General features: G+C 37.6%; 15 protein-coding genes. 7 read left to right on the plus strand and 8 right to left on the minus strand.

Annotated elements, in window-relative coordinates:
* Together AVFI_RS14315 and AVFI_RS14320 are read right to left on the minus strand one after the other, a co-directional pair.
* Positions 1–1,398 carry a PTS mannitol transporter subunit IICB gene (locus AVFI_RS14315; protein ID WP_005421822.1) on the minus strand — a complete coding sequence of 466 codons (1,398 nt, stop codon included), beginning with the start codon at positions 1,396–1,398 and terminating at the stop codon, positions 1–3.
* A 13-nt stretch (positions 1,399–1,411) separates the two neighbouring features.
* Positions 1,412–1,855 carry a PTS sugar transporter subunit IIA gene (locus AVFI_RS14320; RefSeq protein ID WP_005421821.1) on the minus strand — a complete coding sequence of 148 codons (444 nt, stop codon included), beginning with the start codon at positions 1,853–1,855 and terminating at the stop codon, positions 1,412–1,414.
* A gap of 558 nt (positions 1,856–2,413) precedes the next feature.
* Between AVFI_RS14320 and AVFI_RS14325 the strand changes: the two genes are divergently transcribed.
* From AVFI_RS14325 to AVFI_RS14335, 3 genes are read left to right on the plus strand one after another with little or no spacing between them, the layout of a single operon-like run.
* Positions 2,414–4,597 carry a TonB-dependent receptor plug domain-containing protein gene (locus AVFI_RS14325; RefSeq protein ID WP_054775687.1) on the plus strand — a complete coding sequence of 728 codons (2,184 nt, stop codon included), beginning with the start codon at positions 2,414–2,416 and terminating at the stop codon, positions 4,595–4,597.
* 2 nt (positions 4,598–4,599) lie between these two features.
* Positions 4,600–5,181 carry a YfiR family protein gene (locus tag AVFI_RS14330; protein ID WP_155662312.1) on the plus strand — a complete coding sequence of 194 codons (582 nt, stop codon included), beginning with the start codon at positions 4,600–4,602 and terminating at the stop codon, positions 5,179–5,181.
* Positions 5,178–7,169: a sensor domain-containing diguanylate cyclase gene (locus tag AVFI_RS14335; protein WP_155662314.1), complete on the plus strand. Its 1,992-nt coding sequence runs from the start codon at positions 5,178–5,180 to the stop codon at positions 7,167–7,169. Before AVFI_RS14330 ends, AVFI_RS14335 begins: the two co-directional genes overlap by 4 nt.
* Here the strand turns inward: AVFI_RS14335 and AVFI_RS14340 are convergent.
* On the minus strand, positions 7,150–8,451 hold the full coding sequence (locus AVFI_RS14340; protein ID WP_188863597.1) for a diguanylate cyclase domain-containing protein: 1,302 nt from the start codon (positions 8,449–8,451) through the stop codon (positions 7,150–7,152). The genes AVFI_RS14335 and AVFI_RS14340 overlap by 20 nt on opposite strands.
* 240 nt (positions 8,452–8,691) lie before the next feature.
* Between AVFI_RS14340 and AVFI_RS14345 the strand changes: the two genes are divergently transcribed.
* Both AVFI_RS14345 and AVFI_RS14350 read left to right on the plus strand, forming a co-directional pair.
* A complete protein-coding gene (locus tag AVFI_RS14345) occupies positions 8,692–9,222 on the plus strand; it encodes a DUF2975 domain-containing protein (RefSeq protein WP_188863598.1) in 531 nt (176 codons plus the stop codon).
* Between the two features lie 11 nt (positions 9,223–9,233).
* Positions 9,234–9,446, plus strand: coding sequence for a helix-turn-helix domain-containing protein (locus AVFI_RS14350; RefSeq protein WP_054775688.1), 213 nt, complete (start codon positions 9,234–9,236; stop codon positions 9,444–9,446).
* 63 nt (positions 9,447–9,509) lie between these two features.
* On the opposite strand, the gene AVFI_RS14355 is transcribed toward AVFI_RS14350, so the two are convergent.
* Positions 9,510–10,409, minus strand: a complete 900-nt coding sequence (locus AVFI_RS14355) for a LysR family transcriptional regulator (protein WP_038155721.1) — start codon at positions 10,407–10,409, stop codon at positions 9,510–9,512.
* A gap of 165 nt (positions 10,410–10,574) precedes the next feature.
* Between AVFI_RS14355 and AVFI_RS14360 the strand changes: the two genes are divergently transcribed.
* Positions 10,575–11,294, plus strand: coding sequence for an SDR family oxidoreductase (locus tag AVFI_RS14360; RefSeq protein ID WP_011262955.1), 720 nt, complete (start codon positions 10,575–10,577; stop codon positions 11,292–11,294).
* A gap of 141 nt (positions 11,295–11,435) precedes the next feature.
* Here the strand turns inward: AVFI_RS14360 and AVFI_RS14365 are convergent, their stop codons facing one another.
* The 4 genes from AVFI_RS14365 to AVFI_RS14380 all read right to left on the minus strand — a co-directional run bounded on the left by AVFI_RS14365 (position 11,436) and on the right by AVFI_RS14380 (position 17,238).
* Complete coding sequence (locus AVFI_RS14365; RefSeq protein ID WP_005421808.1) at positions 11,436–11,852, minus strand: VF530 family protein; 417 nt, start codon at positions 11,850–11,852, stop codon at positions 11,436–11,438.
* A gap of 189 nt (positions 11,853–12,041) precedes the next feature.
* On the minus strand, positions 12,042–15,104 hold the full coding sequence (locus AVFI_RS14370; protein WP_065639550.1) for an efflux RND transporter permease subunit: 3,063 nt from the start codon (positions 15,102–15,104) through the stop codon (positions 12,042–12,044).
* On the minus strand, positions 15,104–16,165 hold the full coding sequence (locus AVFI_RS14375; protein ID WP_188863599.1) for an efflux RND transporter periplasmic adaptor subunit: 1,062 nt from the start codon (positions 16,163–16,165) through the stop codon (positions 15,104–15,106). The genes AVFI_RS14370 and AVFI_RS14375 overlap by 1 nt, the downstream gene beginning before the upstream one ends.
* Complete coding sequence (locus tag AVFI_RS14380; RefSeq protein ID WP_054775689.1) at positions 16,165–17,238, minus strand: efflux RND transporter periplasmic adaptor subunit; 1,074 nt, start codon at positions 17,236–17,238, stop codon at positions 16,165–16,167. The genes AVFI_RS14375 and AVFI_RS14380 overlap by 1 nt, the downstream gene beginning before the upstream one ends.
* 221 nt (positions 17,239–17,459) lie before the next feature.
* On the opposite strand from AVFI_RS14380, the gene AVFI_RS14385 reads away from it, so the two are divergent.
* Positions 17,460–18,203, plus strand: a complete 744-nt coding sequence (locus tag AVFI_RS14385) for a TetR/AcrR family transcriptional regulator (RefSeq protein WP_017019931.1) — start codon at positions 17,460–17,462, stop codon at positions 18,201–18,203.
* Positions 18,204–18,454 lie beyond the last annotated feature (251 nt).

Here is an 18,454-nt window from a genome sequence, read left to right on the forward strand (position 1 = left end):
TTAAGCCTGTTGTGTCTCAATCGTATTGAGTAACTCGTTAAGTGCAGGGTCATTAAGAAAATTGGTAATCGTAATCACAGGTAATCCTGTCGCTTTAATTGCACGCTCTTCTAAACTTTCATGAGTTACAACAACATCCGCATCACTTGGTACTTTTTCTATCGCAAAGTTTTTAACCTCAATGTCATAACCCGCTTTAACTAATTTTCTCTTAAAGGTTGAAGCCCCCATTGCACTTGACCCCATTCCCGCATCACAAGCAAAAGCGACAAATTTAATTGGTTGCGCTTCTGCTTTTTCTACTGATGCCTGAGGCTGTGCTTTACCTTCGGCTTTCATGTCTTTCATATCGATAACCGATTGCTCAAACTCATCTTCAGATTGTTCTTTCTTGCTCATTTTAAGAATCGCACTAGCAACAAGGAATGAAACAACCGTGGCACTTGCTACACCCGCAAGCATCGCGATAAAGCTGCCTTTTGGTGTTAATGCTAAATAAGAGAAGATAGAGCCCGGACTTGGACCAGCAACCAAGCCAGCATCCAGTAAATTGAATGTTGCTATACCTGTCGCGGCACCAGCAATCATGGCTACAATCATAATTGGCTTCATTAGTACGTAAGGGAAATACAACTCATGAATACCACCAAAGAAATGGATAATTATCGCACTAGGTGCAGAGCGTTTACTTAGCCCTTGACCAAATTTGGCATAAGCTAACAACATACCTAGACCTGGTCCTGGATTAGATGCCACCATGAAGAAAATGGATTTACCCGTTTCCGCTGCTGCTTGTAAGCCAAGTGGGTAATAAATACCTTGGTCGATAGCGTTATTTAAAAAGAGAACTTTTGCAGGCTCATTAATGACTGCAAGTAAAGGAAGAAAGCCAGTTGCTACTAGTGCTTCGATGCCTGATTTTACAAATAAATTCGCCGCAGTTACCGCAGGTCCTACAACTTCATATGCCACCAAACAACAGATCATGCCTATGATGCCAAGAGAGAAGTTGTTTACCACCATTTCAAAACCTGATGGGATTTTGTGTTCAACTCGTTTATCAAACTGAACAATCGCCCATGCACTCACAGGTCCCATGATCATGGCACCAACGAACATAGGAATATCAGCACCAACGATGACACCCATCGTACCGATAGCACCAGCGACAGCACCTCGTTTATCACCGACGAGCTGTCCACCGGTATAGCCGATAAGTAACGGCAATAAATAAGTAATCATAGGGCCAACGATTTCACCAAACTGTTCATTTGGCATCCAACCTGTTGGAATAAATAACGCAGTAATAAAGCCCCACGCAATAAAGGCTCCGATGTTTGGCAATACCATTGCGGTCAAATGACCCCCGAAGGCTTGCACTTTTGCTCTAGCGTTCATGAGATATCCTTTCTTAATATGCTTTAATAATATCGAGCACTTCATTTTTTGAAGTTGCTGCGGTTAATTTTGCAATGTTTTCTTCATCTACAAGCATCTCACTCAATGCTTGAATAACTTCAATATGTGTATCAGAATCTTTTGCAGCTAAGGTAAGTAATATATTGGCAGGACCAAGATCAGAGCCAAACTCAATGGCTGATGGGAATATATGAATGCCTAATCCTGTTTTTATCACCCCAGCCTCAGGGCGGGCATGAGGCATGGCGATACCTGGACAAAGTACATAATATGGGCCATTATCATATGTGGATTGAATAATAGCATCGGCATAATTTGCCGTTACGTACCCTTTTTGTTCTAAGTAACGCGTTGTTGTTTTTACTGCGTCTTCCCACGCATCAATATCGTGATTAACAACATCAATTAAATCATGATCAATTAAATCGTATAGCATGAGCGAGCCTTCTTCTTGGTCTGTATTTGATAGAACTATTATCAATATAGAAGATGGCAGTCGGCAATAGATGACATTTTGTGATCGATAACTCAAAATAATTACAGTCAATAGGAAAGAAAGAACAAATCTCACAAAACAAATAAGTAATATTTATACAAATTTTAGTTTTGCTACATTTCAATAGATTAAATTTGATATACCCCACAAATTAATATAAATATTTAAAATTATTTTCTATGATTACAATCACATTTGAACAATTGACAAGCTTTAAAGTGTGATTAGATATTTATTTTATTTTTGATGAATCATGATTTAATACACAACAAAAGGTGACTTAGTTCACCAATATTCTTTTATTAACTCATAATGTGTTTTTATTACATTCTTATTTCACATCCATATGATGAAATAAATTACACAAATACAGAGTTAACTCGTAAATCTCTTTCCTAATATTATCTTAAACTTAAGAATTGCATCAAAATATACAAAATGGGTATTTACTTAATACCTTGTATTTATCTCAACTATGTTTGGTGTTAGTTCAATATCATGTCGATACTATCTCGTGCTCCATTTTTGTATGCTTTATGTATCTTTCTATCTTCACCCGTTATCGCAAACATAGATAATGAATTTGATGATCTTGATGCATTACTCAATATGCCGCTTGAATCACTAGCCGATACGAAAGTCGTCACAGCCACCAAAACATCACTTAGTCTGTCAGATGTTCCTGCTTCTGTTCATGTCATTACTTCGAAAGAGATAGAGCGTTCTAGCGCGCGCTCTATTGCCGACGTCTTGATTCTTGCACCAGGGCTTCATGTTACCAAATTTTCCGATTACGACTGGACCGTTTCAGCTCGCAGTAAAAACCAAGGTGAAAATAATACGCTTTTAGTCATGATTGATGGCCGAAGTGCCGTTAACCCAATGTACTCAGGTGTTAACTGGGATACTCTACCTGTCAGCCTAGATAGTATTGACCGTATTGAAGTGGTGTTAGGCCCAGTTGGTACAATGTGGGGAGGAAATGCGGTTAATGGTGTCGTAAATATCATCACAAAAGATGCAGAAAGTGCACCGAAAGCACAACTAAGTGCTTCGACAGGTAATTTTGACTACAAAGAATTTAAAGCTCACCACAGCGGCCAAATTAGCGAAAACACGCATTTATCAGGCTATATTGAATCACTGCAACACTCTCCGTTTACTGACACTGATAAGCACTTTGAAGACCTTAGGCATTTAAAAGTATTAACAGAACGCTTTGGTATGCGTGCTGATTACCAAAACCTACAAAATACGGTTTCTGTTCAGTTTGGCGGGATCCAGTCTCGTGAAGATTATCAGTGGTTAACTTATACCCCTGCTTTTCTTGAGCCTGCAACACATAAAAATGACTATGATGTATTTTTAACTGAAATGAACTCACAAGAGTTATTTATTGGTTTCCAATATCTTCACGAAAAACTAAACGGTAACCAATGGGAAAACCAACTATGGGTTACTCATAGTGAATCTGATAGCACCAATGAACCTGCAAGTTTTACTCGTATTGATCTTGATACTCGTTACACCTTTAATACTCAAGATTGGGGGATATTAACAGTTGGTGCGAATGCCCGTATTATTGACGAAGAGTACGCTCAATTCTCTGAAAAAGAACAATACTTCTCTCCTTATATTCGCACCATTGATGATCATAAATTCCTAAATCAAAGCTATGGTTTTTATGCAAACTGGGCAGTTGATGTGACTGATTCAACAGAAATCACACTAGGTAATCGTATTCAATATGCCAATATCACTGAAGAGTGGTACTCACAACCTCAAATTCGTGCATTACAAAAATTAACGGACAACCAACGTTTATGGATGGGCTGGGGCCGAGCAGTTATTACACCTTCTCGTTTAGAATTAGATACACAGTTTCAAGAAAACAGTTATTGCAGTAGTTGCGCTTATACCGTCAACCCTGATGGTAGTGTCAATTATTATGACTACATGATGTCCTATCATTACTTAGGTAATCGCGATTTAGAAATGGAATCTGTCGATACGTATGAAATTGGTTACCGTTATTGGCAAGATAATCAATTCCAAGTAAGTCTAAGTCTATTCTATAGTCAACATGATAATGTTAGAGCTTATAAAGGCCTAGGAGGAAATCGATACTTTACACCTGATAGCTCTGAGCATTCTAGCGGCACAATTATTGATGATATGTTTGCTCAATTAGTTGATCCTCTATCCCAAGAAACCATGGGAGGAGAAGTGAGCATCCAATGGCAACCAATCGATGTCTTACAAATCAATGCCAATTACAGCTATAAGACAATCAAGGGAGATTGTAACGGCTCTATCTGTAGTTCAAATGAATTGCCTATTTTAGACCTAGAAAATACGCCTAATCACTATGCCACACTGCACGTGATGTGGGATATTCATCCGACAGTCTGGGTTTCATCAGTAGTGAATTATGTTTCAGCATCAGAACCTGACGAAGCATTAATTCAAGCATATCAATCTTATGGTGACGATTATACGATCTGGCCAGAAGTCATTACGGTTGATATGTCGATTAATTGGCAACATAAACCAACATGGCCAAGCATAAAATTAAGTGCTGAGAACCTAGGTAGTGACCAATTAAAAGAATACCCTGAACAATTTGGACCATTTGCAAATGGTACTCAATATTATGCTGAATTAAGTTGGAATTTTATATAACAATGTCCAAAACAAAAGCACAGGCCAACTCATCCACACCGTTATTTTATGGGCTTCGCTCTAAAGTAATAGGCTGCCTGCTGCTTTTACTTTTAAGTTTTAATCTCAAAGCTGACGATAACAACATTCAAGATCATAATTTGAAAGCGGTTTATTTATTTCGTTTTGCTTTTTTAACCTCTTGGGGTGAGTTCACCCCAAGCAATAAACAATTTAATTTCTGCAGTGAATTAGATCTAGATGTTAGTAATACATTACAAACATTGATAACCAAAAAACCGGCACAAGCTAACTATATTCCCTATTCGTCCGTAAAAGATCTCGAACGAGAAACGTGCCATATCATTTATCTCTCGACCCAAGACCCTAGCATTATCAATACATTTAAAATCTTGCAACCACACGCATTGTTAATCGGTGATGGCCAGCCGTTTATTACAGCTGGTGGAATGATTGCCTTCATTAAAGTAAATAATAGAATTAAACCTTTGATCAGTTTACATAATATTAAGCCAACAGAGCTTTCTCTTCGTTCACAATTATTATCTGTATCTGAAATAGCAACCAATGAGGGGTCATTATGATACTTCAATGGTTCAGCGCTTTGCCGTTACGTAAAAAAGTCATCTACCCTATTTGGACATTACTGACCCTTAGTACAATGATCCTAGGGGCAAGTGTTGCTCATTTTATGGGAGTAACTCATAGTGCTAATTTATACACTCGTACGTCTATTCTCGCTCAGGGTATTGCTAGTAATCTATCTGGTGCGTTGATCTTTAATGACCAACAAACAGGTTTAGATCAAATGAATGCACTTTCCTTTGATCCTGAAGTGATCGCTGCTCGAGTTGAGCATGTTAATAGCGAACCTTTCGCAAAATTAGATAACTTACCTGAAAACTGTTCATGGCACGAACGAGATATCCAATGTTCACACTCAGTCTTTTTTGCAATTACACACCCAATAACATTAGATAATGAACACCTTGGTAATCTGACAGTATGGGCCTCAAAAGACAGCATGTTTGAACAACGCAACCAGATTTTAACCATTTTCTTAATTACTACGGTTATCTTCTCACTTTTAGCGTTATTCTTTGCACACAGAGTACACCGATTAATTGCCACGCCTTTATTGTCTATATTCAATTCAATGCAAACAGTTATCAAAAAAGGGGTAACAGAACAAAGGCTGCATATTGTTCACCCCGACGAAATTGGAAAGCTCACTCATTGCTTTAATGAAATGCTTGATAACTTAAGTCAACGTGACTCTCAATTAACACTAGCGTTTCAAAGACTGGAAGATAAAACTCATTACATTAATCAAGTGTTAGATTCACTTGATCAAGGACTATTAGTTGTCTCTCCTAATAAAAAAGTAATTTATCATAATCCAGCAGCTCGTTTATTGTTGCCTCAAATTCAGCTAAATAATGATGAAATGACATCTCTTAATCAGCAGCATATTGAAAATTTATTGTCTGATTTTGAACCAATAAACCGATTAACTCTGCTTCGTGAATGCATCGAAATGCATCAACGATTAGAACCAACAACCCTTCGCCACCAAGGTACAGGGCAACAATATCAAATATCGACTTACCCGATTGCTGGTGAAAATAACTCATTAGTGCACATAGAAGATATCAGCCAACGTTACCTCATTGAACAGCGTCAACGAATGGCTGAAATGATTTTTGACCAAAACCCAAGTTCAGTGATTGTTGTAACAAGAAAAATGGTAATAGAGACTAAAAATAATGCCTTTATTCAAACGTTTGGAAACATCACCAATCTAAATCAGCTTCATTTACGTCAACCTATCGAGCTCAATACATCGGTATTAAAGCAGGTGCTAAAAGTAGGTTATTTTAAACTTCAAACAGACGTTACAAGTCCGTTCTTTTCAAGAAAACATGCTAACAAATCACATTGGTTGCCTTGTTTACTAACCATTAAGTTAATCAAAAATGGCGATAATAAAGTAGAGTCATTTGTAATATCACTTAATGACCAAACTCAAGTAAAAGAGCTTCAGCGCCTTAACTTTGAAGCCAACCATGATGGATTAACACAATTAGCTAACCGTCAAAATGCTTATAAACAGCTACTTAATGCACATAAAAAACAGAAATCCGTTTATCTAATCTTCCTTGATTTAGATGGATTTAAGGCGGTAAATGATACTTATGGGCATCAATGTGGTGACGATTTATTGAAAATCATTTCACAACGTTTGACCAATAATGTTTTTGAAAACGATCTTGTCGCTCGTCTATCTGGCGATGAATTTTTACTTGGTTTGTACTTAACAAATCCGAGGGTAGCAACTCAAGAAATTAATGCTATTTTGCAGCGTATCTTAAATGCAATTAGCTACCCTATTAATATTAATGGAGCCACTCCTTATGTATCTGCAAGTATTGGTGCATACTACTGGTCTGGTAACGATCAGACTCCATTAGAAGAGGCTCTAGAAAAAGCCGATAAGGCCATGTACCAAGCTAAACTTTCAGGAAAAAATCGTTACCATATAGCAAAAGAAATCAATCCGTTTCTCGTTTAAGCATCATAGGGGCAAACTCTTTATATGAGTTGCCTTTATCTTTTTTAGCCTCATACATGGCGATGTCAGCAAACTTTATTAGCTCTTCGCCATCAATGCTGTCATCTGGATAAATAGCAACACCGACACTAGGAGAAATAGATAGAGGTTCACAGCCGATATTTACGGGAAACTTAAACTGCTCTAATAGTTTCGAGGTTAACTTTTTCACTCCAGAGCATTGGGCGATACCTTGACCAATAACTAAAAACTCATCCCCACCAAGACGGAATACATTATCACGACTTCTCACCGTCTCAGTTAACAGTTGAGCTGTTTTCTTTAAAACCTCATCACCGATATCATGGCCTAATGTGTCATTAATCTCTTTAAACTTATTTAAATCAAGAAAATACACGGCGACTTTCGTATTGGTTTTTGCTGCTTGATGAAGTGCTGCTTGTAGTTCAGTATTAACCATACTACGGTTTTTAAGCCCAGTAAGTTCGTCATGATGCGCTTTGTAAGCTAATGCTTCTGTCTTTTCATGAACGACTTCATTCATTTGATAGAAAGCAGATAATAACTTACCCATTTCATTTTTCTCGACGATATCCGCAATATCAAGCTTATGGCCCTTTTGCATTTTCTTCGTACTAAATAGCAATAATTTTAATGGGTCAAATACATTACGCTTCATAAAGAAAATAGAACCAATTGCCAAAAAGATTAAAAAGAGTATTTGCATCTTAATTAACGTAACAAGTTGACTGCGATTCTCTTTAAAGTCGCCTTTTCTTTGCTCTAGTAGCAACAATTCAATATTAGTAAATTGATTCAAATCTTCTCTTAAATCGTCCATATAAGCTTTACCTTTATCTTCTTTGACAAGAGATAAGGCTTTAGGCAATTGATCTTGTTGAACAAAATCAATGGTAGCAGCAAGTTCTTCAAATTTAAGAGCCATTGATTTTTCAATGTATTTAAGAGCCTCTTGTTGCTTTTGATTGTCTTTTGTCAACTCTTGCAAAGTAGATAATAGCTGCTTGGAATCAGCGATTCCTGTGTAATAAGGCTGCAAATAATGAATCTCTTGGGTCAATAAAAAACCTCTCTGACCCGTTTCTGCATCTTTCATACTACTCAGTAATTTTTCTGAATTAGTAATAACATTATGAGTATGAATTACCCATGCAAGCTTCTCTTCTCCATAAGATTCAAGCTTAAATGTCAAAGCAGAACTCGCAATAGCCACAGAAAACAACACCAACAAAAATAAAATCAGTTTTAATCGAACACTCATACAACACCGAAACATATAATTAACAATCCTTTGTATTGTATACTAACAATTATTGATAAAATTACTAATAAATACTTGAAAAATGAGCGATTCAATCAAGAAATTAAGAGCAGGAAAATTAAAGCGTTAACATTTACAAAGCAAATAGCGATAAAAACTTATCGCAAAACGATAAATAATTATTGTTATTTATTTTGAATAGGCATATATTCTCATCACACACACTGAATGGGAAACACCATGAATAATTTAAATAACATCCAATCTTTTAGTTCAAAACTGCTTATTGTTTTTGGGTTTGCTTTTGTTGCTTTACCATTAATGGATACCGTCCTTTGGTTTGCTTCAACTCTTTATAACTCACAATCATTCCAGAGTACTTTTCCTGTTGAAGTTACTCTTCCACTCTCTTTTTCACGTTCTATGCTAGGTTACCTACCAAGTATGCTACCCACACTATTAAGCTGTGCGATTCTATGGCAGTTAATTCTTTTATTTCGTTTATACAAAAAAGGGCAAGTATTTACGCTTGAAAACACCATCAGGTATCGTAAAATCGCTAACATCTTAATTATGATGCCATTTGTTCAAGTGTTATCCGATATACTTCTCAGTATCGCACTCTCTTATACTGAAGATAATGTGGAAGGAGGCTTTAACATTTCAGACAGCGAAATCAGTATGTTAGTTATTGGTTTAATCGTACGAGTTATCGCAAAAGTAATGGAAGAAGCAAGCCTTATTCGTGAAGAACAAGAACTCACAATCTAGAGACAATATATATGCCTATCGTTGTAAATCTCGATATCATGTTAGCCAAGCGGAAAATGCGCTCAAATCAGTTAGCACAGTTAATTGGTATCACGGAACAGAATTTATCTGTGCTAAAAAATAGCAGAGCAAAGGCAATAAAGTTCTCAACCTTAGAAGCCATTTGCAAACATTTAAAATGCCAACCTGCGGATATTTTAGAATATCAAGCAGAGGAAGAATAAGACTATCCAGCAATAAAACGCCATGATTCACTCAAGTGTGCTTCATGGCGATTGTAATTATGTTTAAGTAAATAAAGAGTCTGAATATTGTTTCACAAAATCAATAAATGTTCTTATTCTCTTAGGCTGATAACGATCTCGATGATAAATCGCAGAAAAGTCAACGGTTGGAATTCCCCACTCTTCAAATACTTGCACAAGCTTTTTATCATCTAATTCTTGCTGACAATAAATCAGTGGAACTCGAATAATTCCATTTCCTGCGATGGCACCAGCAACCAATACTCGTCCATTTTTACACTGTAAATTCCCTTTAATAGAGACATCATAATGTTCTTTATTAACTAAAGATTGGAAATGCCACTTACGGACAGAGCCTGTTAAACAATGATGTTGCTGCAATTCTTTAGGATGTGAAGGACGACCATATTGTTGTAAATACTTTGGACTGGCTAATGTTCCCATCTCAATATCAAGTAATTTCTTCGCAACAAAACCAGAATCCTCAAGACTGCCCATACGAAAAGCAATATCAAACTCTTCTTCAATTAAATCGACTCGATTACTACTAAAATCTAAACTGATAGATACATCTGGATACTGTTGCATAAAGGCATTAACGATATCAGCTAAAAATACCTCACCTAAATAACCGCCCACACAGTTTATTTTTATCTCCCCTTGCACCTTTTCAACATCATCCACAGCAGAAAGCAGAGCTTGATCTATAGTATGAAGAGCTTGTTCACATTGATGATAAAAATGCTTACCCGCTTCCGTTAAACGTAGCGTTCGAGTTGTACGAATTAATAACGTCACGCCCATTTGTTTCTCTAGGCTACTTATTTGGCGTGACACATGAGAACGAGATACGTCGAGTGTTTCCGCCGCCTTAGTAAAATTCCCCAAGCGAGCAATAAGGACAAACGAACGGATATCGGTAAGGTTAATGCGATTAATCATCATAGTTAACTCTGTAGTAATTGATGCCTTATTGTTGCAGCACAGCAACAGAGTTTCAAGTAAATGACTATATATCAACAATAAGAGTCGCAGTAATATACATCCATCGCAACGAAACAGGGTTTTAAATCCCGTTGCTTATTGAATTTATTGAGGAAATAGAAGATGAAAAAATTAGTTGTTATTACAGGTGCAAGTTCTGGTATTGGTGAAGCAATCGCTCGTCGTTTAAGCGATGAAGGTCATCCTCTACTTCTTCTTGCTCGTCGCATTGACCGTCTTGAAGCACTTAACTTACCAAACTCTTTATCAGTAAAAGTAGACGTAACAGACAAAGCTTCTTTTGAAGCGGCTATTGCTCAGGGTGAAGCAAAGTTTGGTCCTGTAGATGCTATCGTAAATAACGCTGGCGCAATGCTTCTTGGTCAAATTGACACTCAAGACGCACAAGAGTGGAAAACCATGTTTGATGTAAACGTTCTTGGTCTTCTTAATGGTATGCAAGCAGTTCTTGCACCTATGATGGAGCGTAACAGCGGTACTATCATTAATATCAGCTCTATTGCTGGTAAGAAAACATTCCCTAACCATGCTGCTTACTGTGGTACTAAGTTTGCGGTTCACGCTATCTCTGAAAACGTGCGTGAAGAAGTAGCTTTATCAAACGTTCGTGTAACAACAATTGCACCGGGAGCGGTTGAGACTGAACTTCTATCTCATACGTCTTCTCAAGAAATTAAAGACGGTTACGGTGAATGGAAAGAAAGCATGGGTGGCGTACTAGCTGCTGACGACATTGCTCGTGCAGTATCTTTTGCTTACCAACAACCTCAAAACGTATGTATTCGTGAAATTGCGCTAGCACCAACTAAACAGCAACCATAGTAAGTACTAACATACTAATCAACGCATCGTTAAATAATAAACACAAAAAAGCCAAGCTTGAATTCTCTAATAGTTGAGATACTTGCTTGGCTTTTTTATTTTGTTCAAACTAAAGAGTCACATCAATTAATGACGTATCTCTTAACGGCGATAGTTACCACCACGATTAGAAGTACGAGCTTTATGCGCTGATGCCGCTTTTGCTTGTGATTTCAAAATCGAATCAACCGTCAGTTCCATTGGCTCTTTTGGTTCAAGACCATGTGGGAATGTGCGTGAACGTGGCGGCTTATCAAACTCTAGGTTTGATGCGCGTGGCATACGTTTAAAACGGTATAAGTAGAAGTTTTCTAGCTTCTCTCTCGCCCATTCTGTTTTCTTTAGGTATTTAACACTACTTGCAATTGATGGGTTCGTATTAAAACAGTTCAAACGCATTGCGGTATCAAGAATTTCCCAACCGTAAAAATCAACCAACTCTTGTAGCAAGGTTTCTAACTTAAGACCGTGTAATGGGTTGTTTTGTTGCAGTTCAATTCTTTCTTCATCAGTCATCATAACGAGTTCCTAAGTATCGGTTGTTCAAACAGGGTGAATAGGCGGCGAATTATACAGAGTTATACTTCAAAATATAGTGCTAATAAATATCTACCTTAGAGCTTATTATAAAAATAAAAAAACCAACCACAATAAACGCGTTAGCTATTGTGGTTGGTGAGATAAAAATCACTCTAAGGCAGTGTTAATTTATGCGTGTTGTTGTGTCGGTTTGATCTTAAATAAAATAGCGAACATGACAGGCACCACAATTAAGGTTAATACGGTAGCAAAACCCAAACCAGCCATGATGGTAATCGCCATTGAGCTAAAAAATGCATCAAACAGTAATGGGATTAGCCCCAAAATTGTCGTCAATGCCGCCATACTTACGGGACGAACACGACTAATAGCACTGTCTACGATAGCAAGGTATGGATCTTTACCTGACGCCAATTCAAGGTTGATTTGATCAAGCAAAACAATACCATTTTTCAAAATCATTCCACTTAAGCTCAATAGTCCCAAAAATGCCGTAAAGCTAAATGGCATGTTTGTACCAAGTAAACCAAAAGCCACACCAATAATAGACAGTGGAACCGTAAACCAAATCACTAATGGTTTTTTAACCGAGTTAAATAGCAACATGGTGATAATAAACATAAATAGGTAGCCCATTGGTAATGAACCAAATAAAGACTCCTGTGCATCTTTAGACGATTCATATTCACCACCCCACGTAATCTCATACCCTTCAGGCAATGGTAATTCCATCACTTTTGGTTGAATACGCGCTAGCAGGCTTGCTGGAGTATCATCACTTAATAAATCATGATCTGCCATTACTGTGATCGTACGTTTTCTATCACGACGCTGAATCAGCGGTTCACTCCAATCTAAATTTACTCCATCAATGACTTGATCTACTGGAATATAAGTTTGAAGCGATGGACTCCAGATTTTTACGTTTTGTAAAGATTCAAAATCCACACGTTCTGACTCTGGTAAACGTGTCACGATCGGTAATGTATGAGTACCATCACGCAACATACCTAACGTAGAACCACCAAACGCCATTTGTAATGTGTTCGATAAGTCTTCTTTTGAAATACCTAAACGACGCGCTTTTGATTCATTAAATATCGGCGTAAGTTCTTTTGTTCGTTCACGCCAATCATGTCGAATATTTCTCGAACCTGGGTCCGTTAATATAATATCTTCAACATCTGTAGCTAAGTTACGTAAGATTTGGGGATCTGGCCCAGAAATTCGAACTTCAATTTTTGATGCTGGAGACGGGCCGAATTCCATCATTTTGAATTGGAATGTCGGTTTATCAAACGTCTTATCTAATGAATTGGTTAAGTTCTCTAATAAACCAAACATCGATTCACGATCTGTAGTTCGGATCTGAAATTGTGCATACGCTTCATAGCTTTTTTCTGGTTGATAAGTCAAAGCAAAACGCTGCATACCTTGACCAATCGATGCGGATACAAACTCAATATCGTCTTGCTTACTAATGTAACTTTCTACTGCTTCCGATTGTTTGATAGTTTCACGAATATCTGTACCTTCTGGCATCCACATATCCACGTAGAACATTGGCGTATTAGATGCTGGGAAGAATTGCTGCTTCACATTACCAAACGCCATTACTGCAACAACAAGTAGACCCACTAGCGATGCCACTGTTAACCAACGGAAACGTAACGCCAACTTAAGCGATGAAGCAAATGCAGTAAATAAGAACCCTTTATAAGCGTCTTCTTCTTCACCTGTGTTTTTATCTTCTTCTTTTAATAACAAGTCAGCTAAGAATGGCGTGATCGTAATGGCAGTTACCCAACTTAAAAACAGTGAATAACACAACACCCAATACAAGTCCCCCATGAACTCACCGGTGGCATCTTCAGATAAACCAATCGGAGCAAACGCAGCAATCGCGATCACTGTTGCACCCAATAAAGGCCATTGCGTTTGTTTTACAATATCCGCAGCTGCTTGAACTTTGGTTCGTCCTTTTTTGAGACCAACTAAAATCCCCTCAACCACTACAATGGCATTATCAACCAGCATCCCTAGCGCAATGATCAGCGCACCTAATGAAATACGGTGAAGATCAATGTTGTTGTAGCTCATTAAGATAAACGTACCAAACACGGTCAGTAGTAACACCACACCAATAATTAGGCCGCTTCGCATCCCCATCGCAAACAATAAAACGACAATAACGATAGCTACTGCTTCCGCCAAACTAATAATAAAATCACGAACTGACGTATCTACTTCTTGTGCTTGGTTATAGAAATAACTTAACTCAAGTCCCGCAGGTTTGATCGACTCTAAATACGTTAGCTCTTCTTGGACACGTTGACCAACTTCAACCACGTTCACACCTGATGCAAAAGATAGTCCGATATTTAAGGCATTTTTACCATTAAATCGAATAATGTTGCCCGGCTTTTCTTGTAAACCACGAGTGATCGTTGCAACATCCTTTAGACGGATAAGATTACCAGTATCACGGCCATGGATGATCAAGTCCCCCAACGATTCAACGGTAGTTAATGTTCCACTTGGTCGAATCGTTAAGCTTTCTCCATTCACTAATACTTCACCTGCTTGAACCACATTGTTTTGTTGATTCAATAAACCTGCAACCGTATTCATATCTAGATTAAGGGCAGCTAGGCGATCCAACGAAATCTCTACAAACAGCATTTCTTGTTGATCACCCGCAATCGAGATCTTACCAACACCATCAATAAGCTCTAATTCACGAGTTAATGTGTCAGCATAACGCTTAAGTTCAACGTAATTATAATCGTCTCCAGTAAGCATCATCATCACACCAAACACGTCACCAAAATCATCAATGATTTGTAAAGATTGAATACCTTGAGGCAGAGTTGGTTTTAAATCATTAATTTTTCTACGCATTTCATCCCAGATTTGAGGTAGTTCATCTGGGCCATAGTCCATTTTCATGCTCACCATAATCTGTGACATGCCATTGGATGAGGTCGACGTAATTTTATCAATATAAGGTAATTTACGGATCGCTTTTTCTAACGGGTAGGTTAATTCTTCTTCCACTTCTTTTGACGTTGCTCCTGGATAGGTAGCAACAACCATTGCATCTTTAATCGTAAATGCAGGGTCCTCCAAGCGTCCTAAATCAAGAAATGAGGTAATACCGCCAATCGTTAAAATGGTAATAAATAACCAACTAATGACTTTATTTTTAATTGAATATTCAGCAATGTTCATTAGTGTTGATTCTCCATTAGCATTACTTTTTTACCATCACGTAGCTTTCGTAAATTTGAATTAGCTAAGACATCACCTTGTTTGATACCAGAAGAAACAATCGCGCCTTCGCCACTGATTTTTCGGATAGTTACAGGCACTTTAGTTGCTTGCCCATCACGTATGATCCAAACATAGAACAGACCTGATTTTTGACCTGCTTGTAATGCCGTCACAGGCACTTGATAACCATCAATTGAAGTGATCCCTGCTTCAACCATATCAACATTCACTGTTGCACTAGTTCCCGGTAAGATCTCAACATTAGGTTGCGGCATAGAGAGATACATTTCATACGTCTGAGTTTGAGCATTTGGCTCGCTTGTGTGCTCCAAATACTCCATAGAGTAAGAGTCTGATAAACCAACAAACGTTGTCATCGGATGGTAAGAATCTCGATTTGTTTCAGGATTTATCATGGCTAACACGTTATCTGAAAGATCAATACGCACGTACACTTTATCGTTTTGATACACATTCATAATCGGCTCACCTGCTGCAGCTCGTTCAAACTGCTCTTTATAAACATCAAGCACTTTACCGTTAAACGGTGCAACAAGATGGGTATAAGCTAATTGATTTTTTGCCGCACGATACGTCGCTTGAGCCAGCTCTCTATTCGCAAATAACTCATCAAGTTCAGCTTTTGAAATCATAGCTCGACGGTTCAATTCTTTACCACGAAGGTACTGTTTTGATGCTAACGAATACTGTGCCTTAGCATCATTAACTGCTTGCTTTACCTTACTGTCTTCTAGCTTTGCAACCAGTTGCCCTTGTTTAACCGCATCTCCGGCTTTAACCAACACTTCTTCGATTTCACCCGTTACTCGAAACGCTATCGGTGTTTGCTCAGCAGGCACAACTTGCCCTTTGAAAGAACGAAATTGTTGAGTCACAGGTGCATTTACAGTAAAACCTGAAATATAAAGTGGTTTACTTTGTTCGGTTGTATTTTCTTCTTGGCAACCAGTTAACATAAACAGAGTTAATACAAGTAATGAATATAATGAACGATTCATTAAATACCTTCCTCACGCTGCCATGCTTTTACAGTTTGACCTTCAACAAGGCTATCAACACCCGCAATAACGATATAATCATTTGCATGTAAACCAGAAATAACTAATCCTTGCTCATTTAATGGCAACGTTGTTTTCGTTACTGTTTTCGTCTCTTGGTTCATTAACCACACTTGTCCTTGATTAAGACTCTTATTAACCCATGCACTCTGTGGTAATTGTAAATAGTCAGAACCTTTTTGTTTTGGAATATGAACTTGACCTGTCATACCTGTAAGTAAATTACGGCCTTCTGGTAGCATCATAGTGATAATGGCTTCGTAGCTGTTCGTATCTAAATTAGGCTGAGTGGAAATCTCTTTAAATCTACCTTTTATCTCATTATTAGGTTCATTATCCATGGTGACCCACATATCACTGCTAATGAGTGCTGGAATAGAAATAGAGTCCACATAACTGATTGGTAATGTTACTGATACATCCAGTGTTGAATTATCAATAAGATTTAAAATCTCTTGTTTTTCACCTACGATCTGATGTGGTTTTACATAGGTGTAAGAAATAATGCCTGAAAACGGCGCATGAATTTCGGTATAACTTAGATCTGTTTTCGCTTGCTCGTAATTAGCTAATGCTGCTTGATATTGCGTTTCACGTTGATCGTAATCATTAGTACTTATCAATTTCTTACTATACAAACTCTTAGCGCGAGTCCATTGTGTTTTTGCTAATGAAAACTGAGCATTAGCGGCATCTAACGCCAACTGTAAATCGTTTGGATCTAACGATGCTAATAACTCACCTTTCTTTACCGCCTGTCCCATTTTTACTTTGAGATCAGAAACTTCACCGCCCACTTGAAATGACAGCTGCGCTCGATACGTCGCATCAATGCGCGCCAGAAAAGCATCAGAATCTGCCATAGCAAGATCTTTAACTGACAACAATTTTACTGGTTTAATCGTTTGATCCGTTGTTTCTGATACTGCTTTTTCACAACCAGTAAGCATTCCTGACAAACTCAATGCTATTACAGCACCTAGGAATGTGCGTTTTATATTTTGTTTTCGCACAATATTCTCCACTCATATTATTTACTACACACCTGTGCAGTATAGTTTTTATTTGAAGTAGATCAATATATTTTACACTTGTGCAGTAAAATAATTGAAAAGTACATTTTTAAGTACGCGTTAGGCGATGAAATTGGTATGCTTGAATACGAAATCAGAATTGGCTGTTCAGATTCCAAAGTAATTAGCAACAAATAAATGCATAAAACTAAGGGCGAATAATGACCGAAAAAAAGCAGGGAAAAAGAAGTAACGAAGCTGCTGAACAAACGAAATGTCAAATTTTAATGGTTGCGGCAACGATGTTCGGTGAGTTAGGTTATGAACGAGTATCACTGCGTAATATCAGTGAAAAAGCAGGCGTATCCCATAGTCTTATTCGTCATCACTTTGGTAGTAAGGATATGATTTGGAAGGCGATTTGTGATGCTTGCGATAAGCATATGCAAGCTTATTTACATGCAATAATAGCTTCTCTTCCAACAGATAAAACACCAAGCTATCGCATTTACTTATTCATCACTAAATTGTCTGCATTTACACTAATGAATCCACAGCCAATCAAAATGATTGCTGATGCGATCCGCCAAGATGACAATGCATTACTTGAATATTTCTTAAAAACCAAGTGTGAATTTGAAGCGATATTTAGAGATCTGTTTGAAGAATACAATCAGGTAAATCCAGAAAGTAAACTTGATATATGGGAAACAAAATGGCAAATGCTGATCTTTTCTCATGGGGCTTCTAGCTTAACGCCAATGATGTCTGAAACCTGGCCGCAATTTGCAAATAACCAAGAAAAACTATTATTGCAACATTGGAACTTATTCAATCAAATTATGGCGGCCAAATTTTCTATCACAAAAGAGCAAATGCTTTGTCCAACAGAGCTTAATGAGTTATTAATCGACGTTCAATGCCCTTTAGAACAAGATATTACGTCCTCTGAAGTAATTGAATAGATAATAAATTAGTATATAGAAAATCCATATTTTAAAGGATGGAAATGCCTATTTATCCATCCTTTAACACACTCAACTAGCCACTTAAACAATACCCAACAGAATCATACACAATGTGAGCTTTTTCACGCTTTCTATATCCCTCATCAATTTCTAGGAATTTTTCCTAGTTATTCTAAGACCCTCTCTCATGCGGTCGCTTTTTAGACTCCTTACTATTCTCTCGTCAAATAACAAAGAGAGTATGGAGC

It is taken from the genome of Aliivibrio fischeri ATCC 7744 = JCM 18803 = DSM 507 (assembly GCF_023983475.1).
In the GTDB taxonomy this organism is placed as follows: domain Bacteria; phylum Pseudomonadota; class Gammaproteobacteria; order Enterobacterales; family Vibrionaceae; genus Aliivibrio; species Aliivibrio fischeri.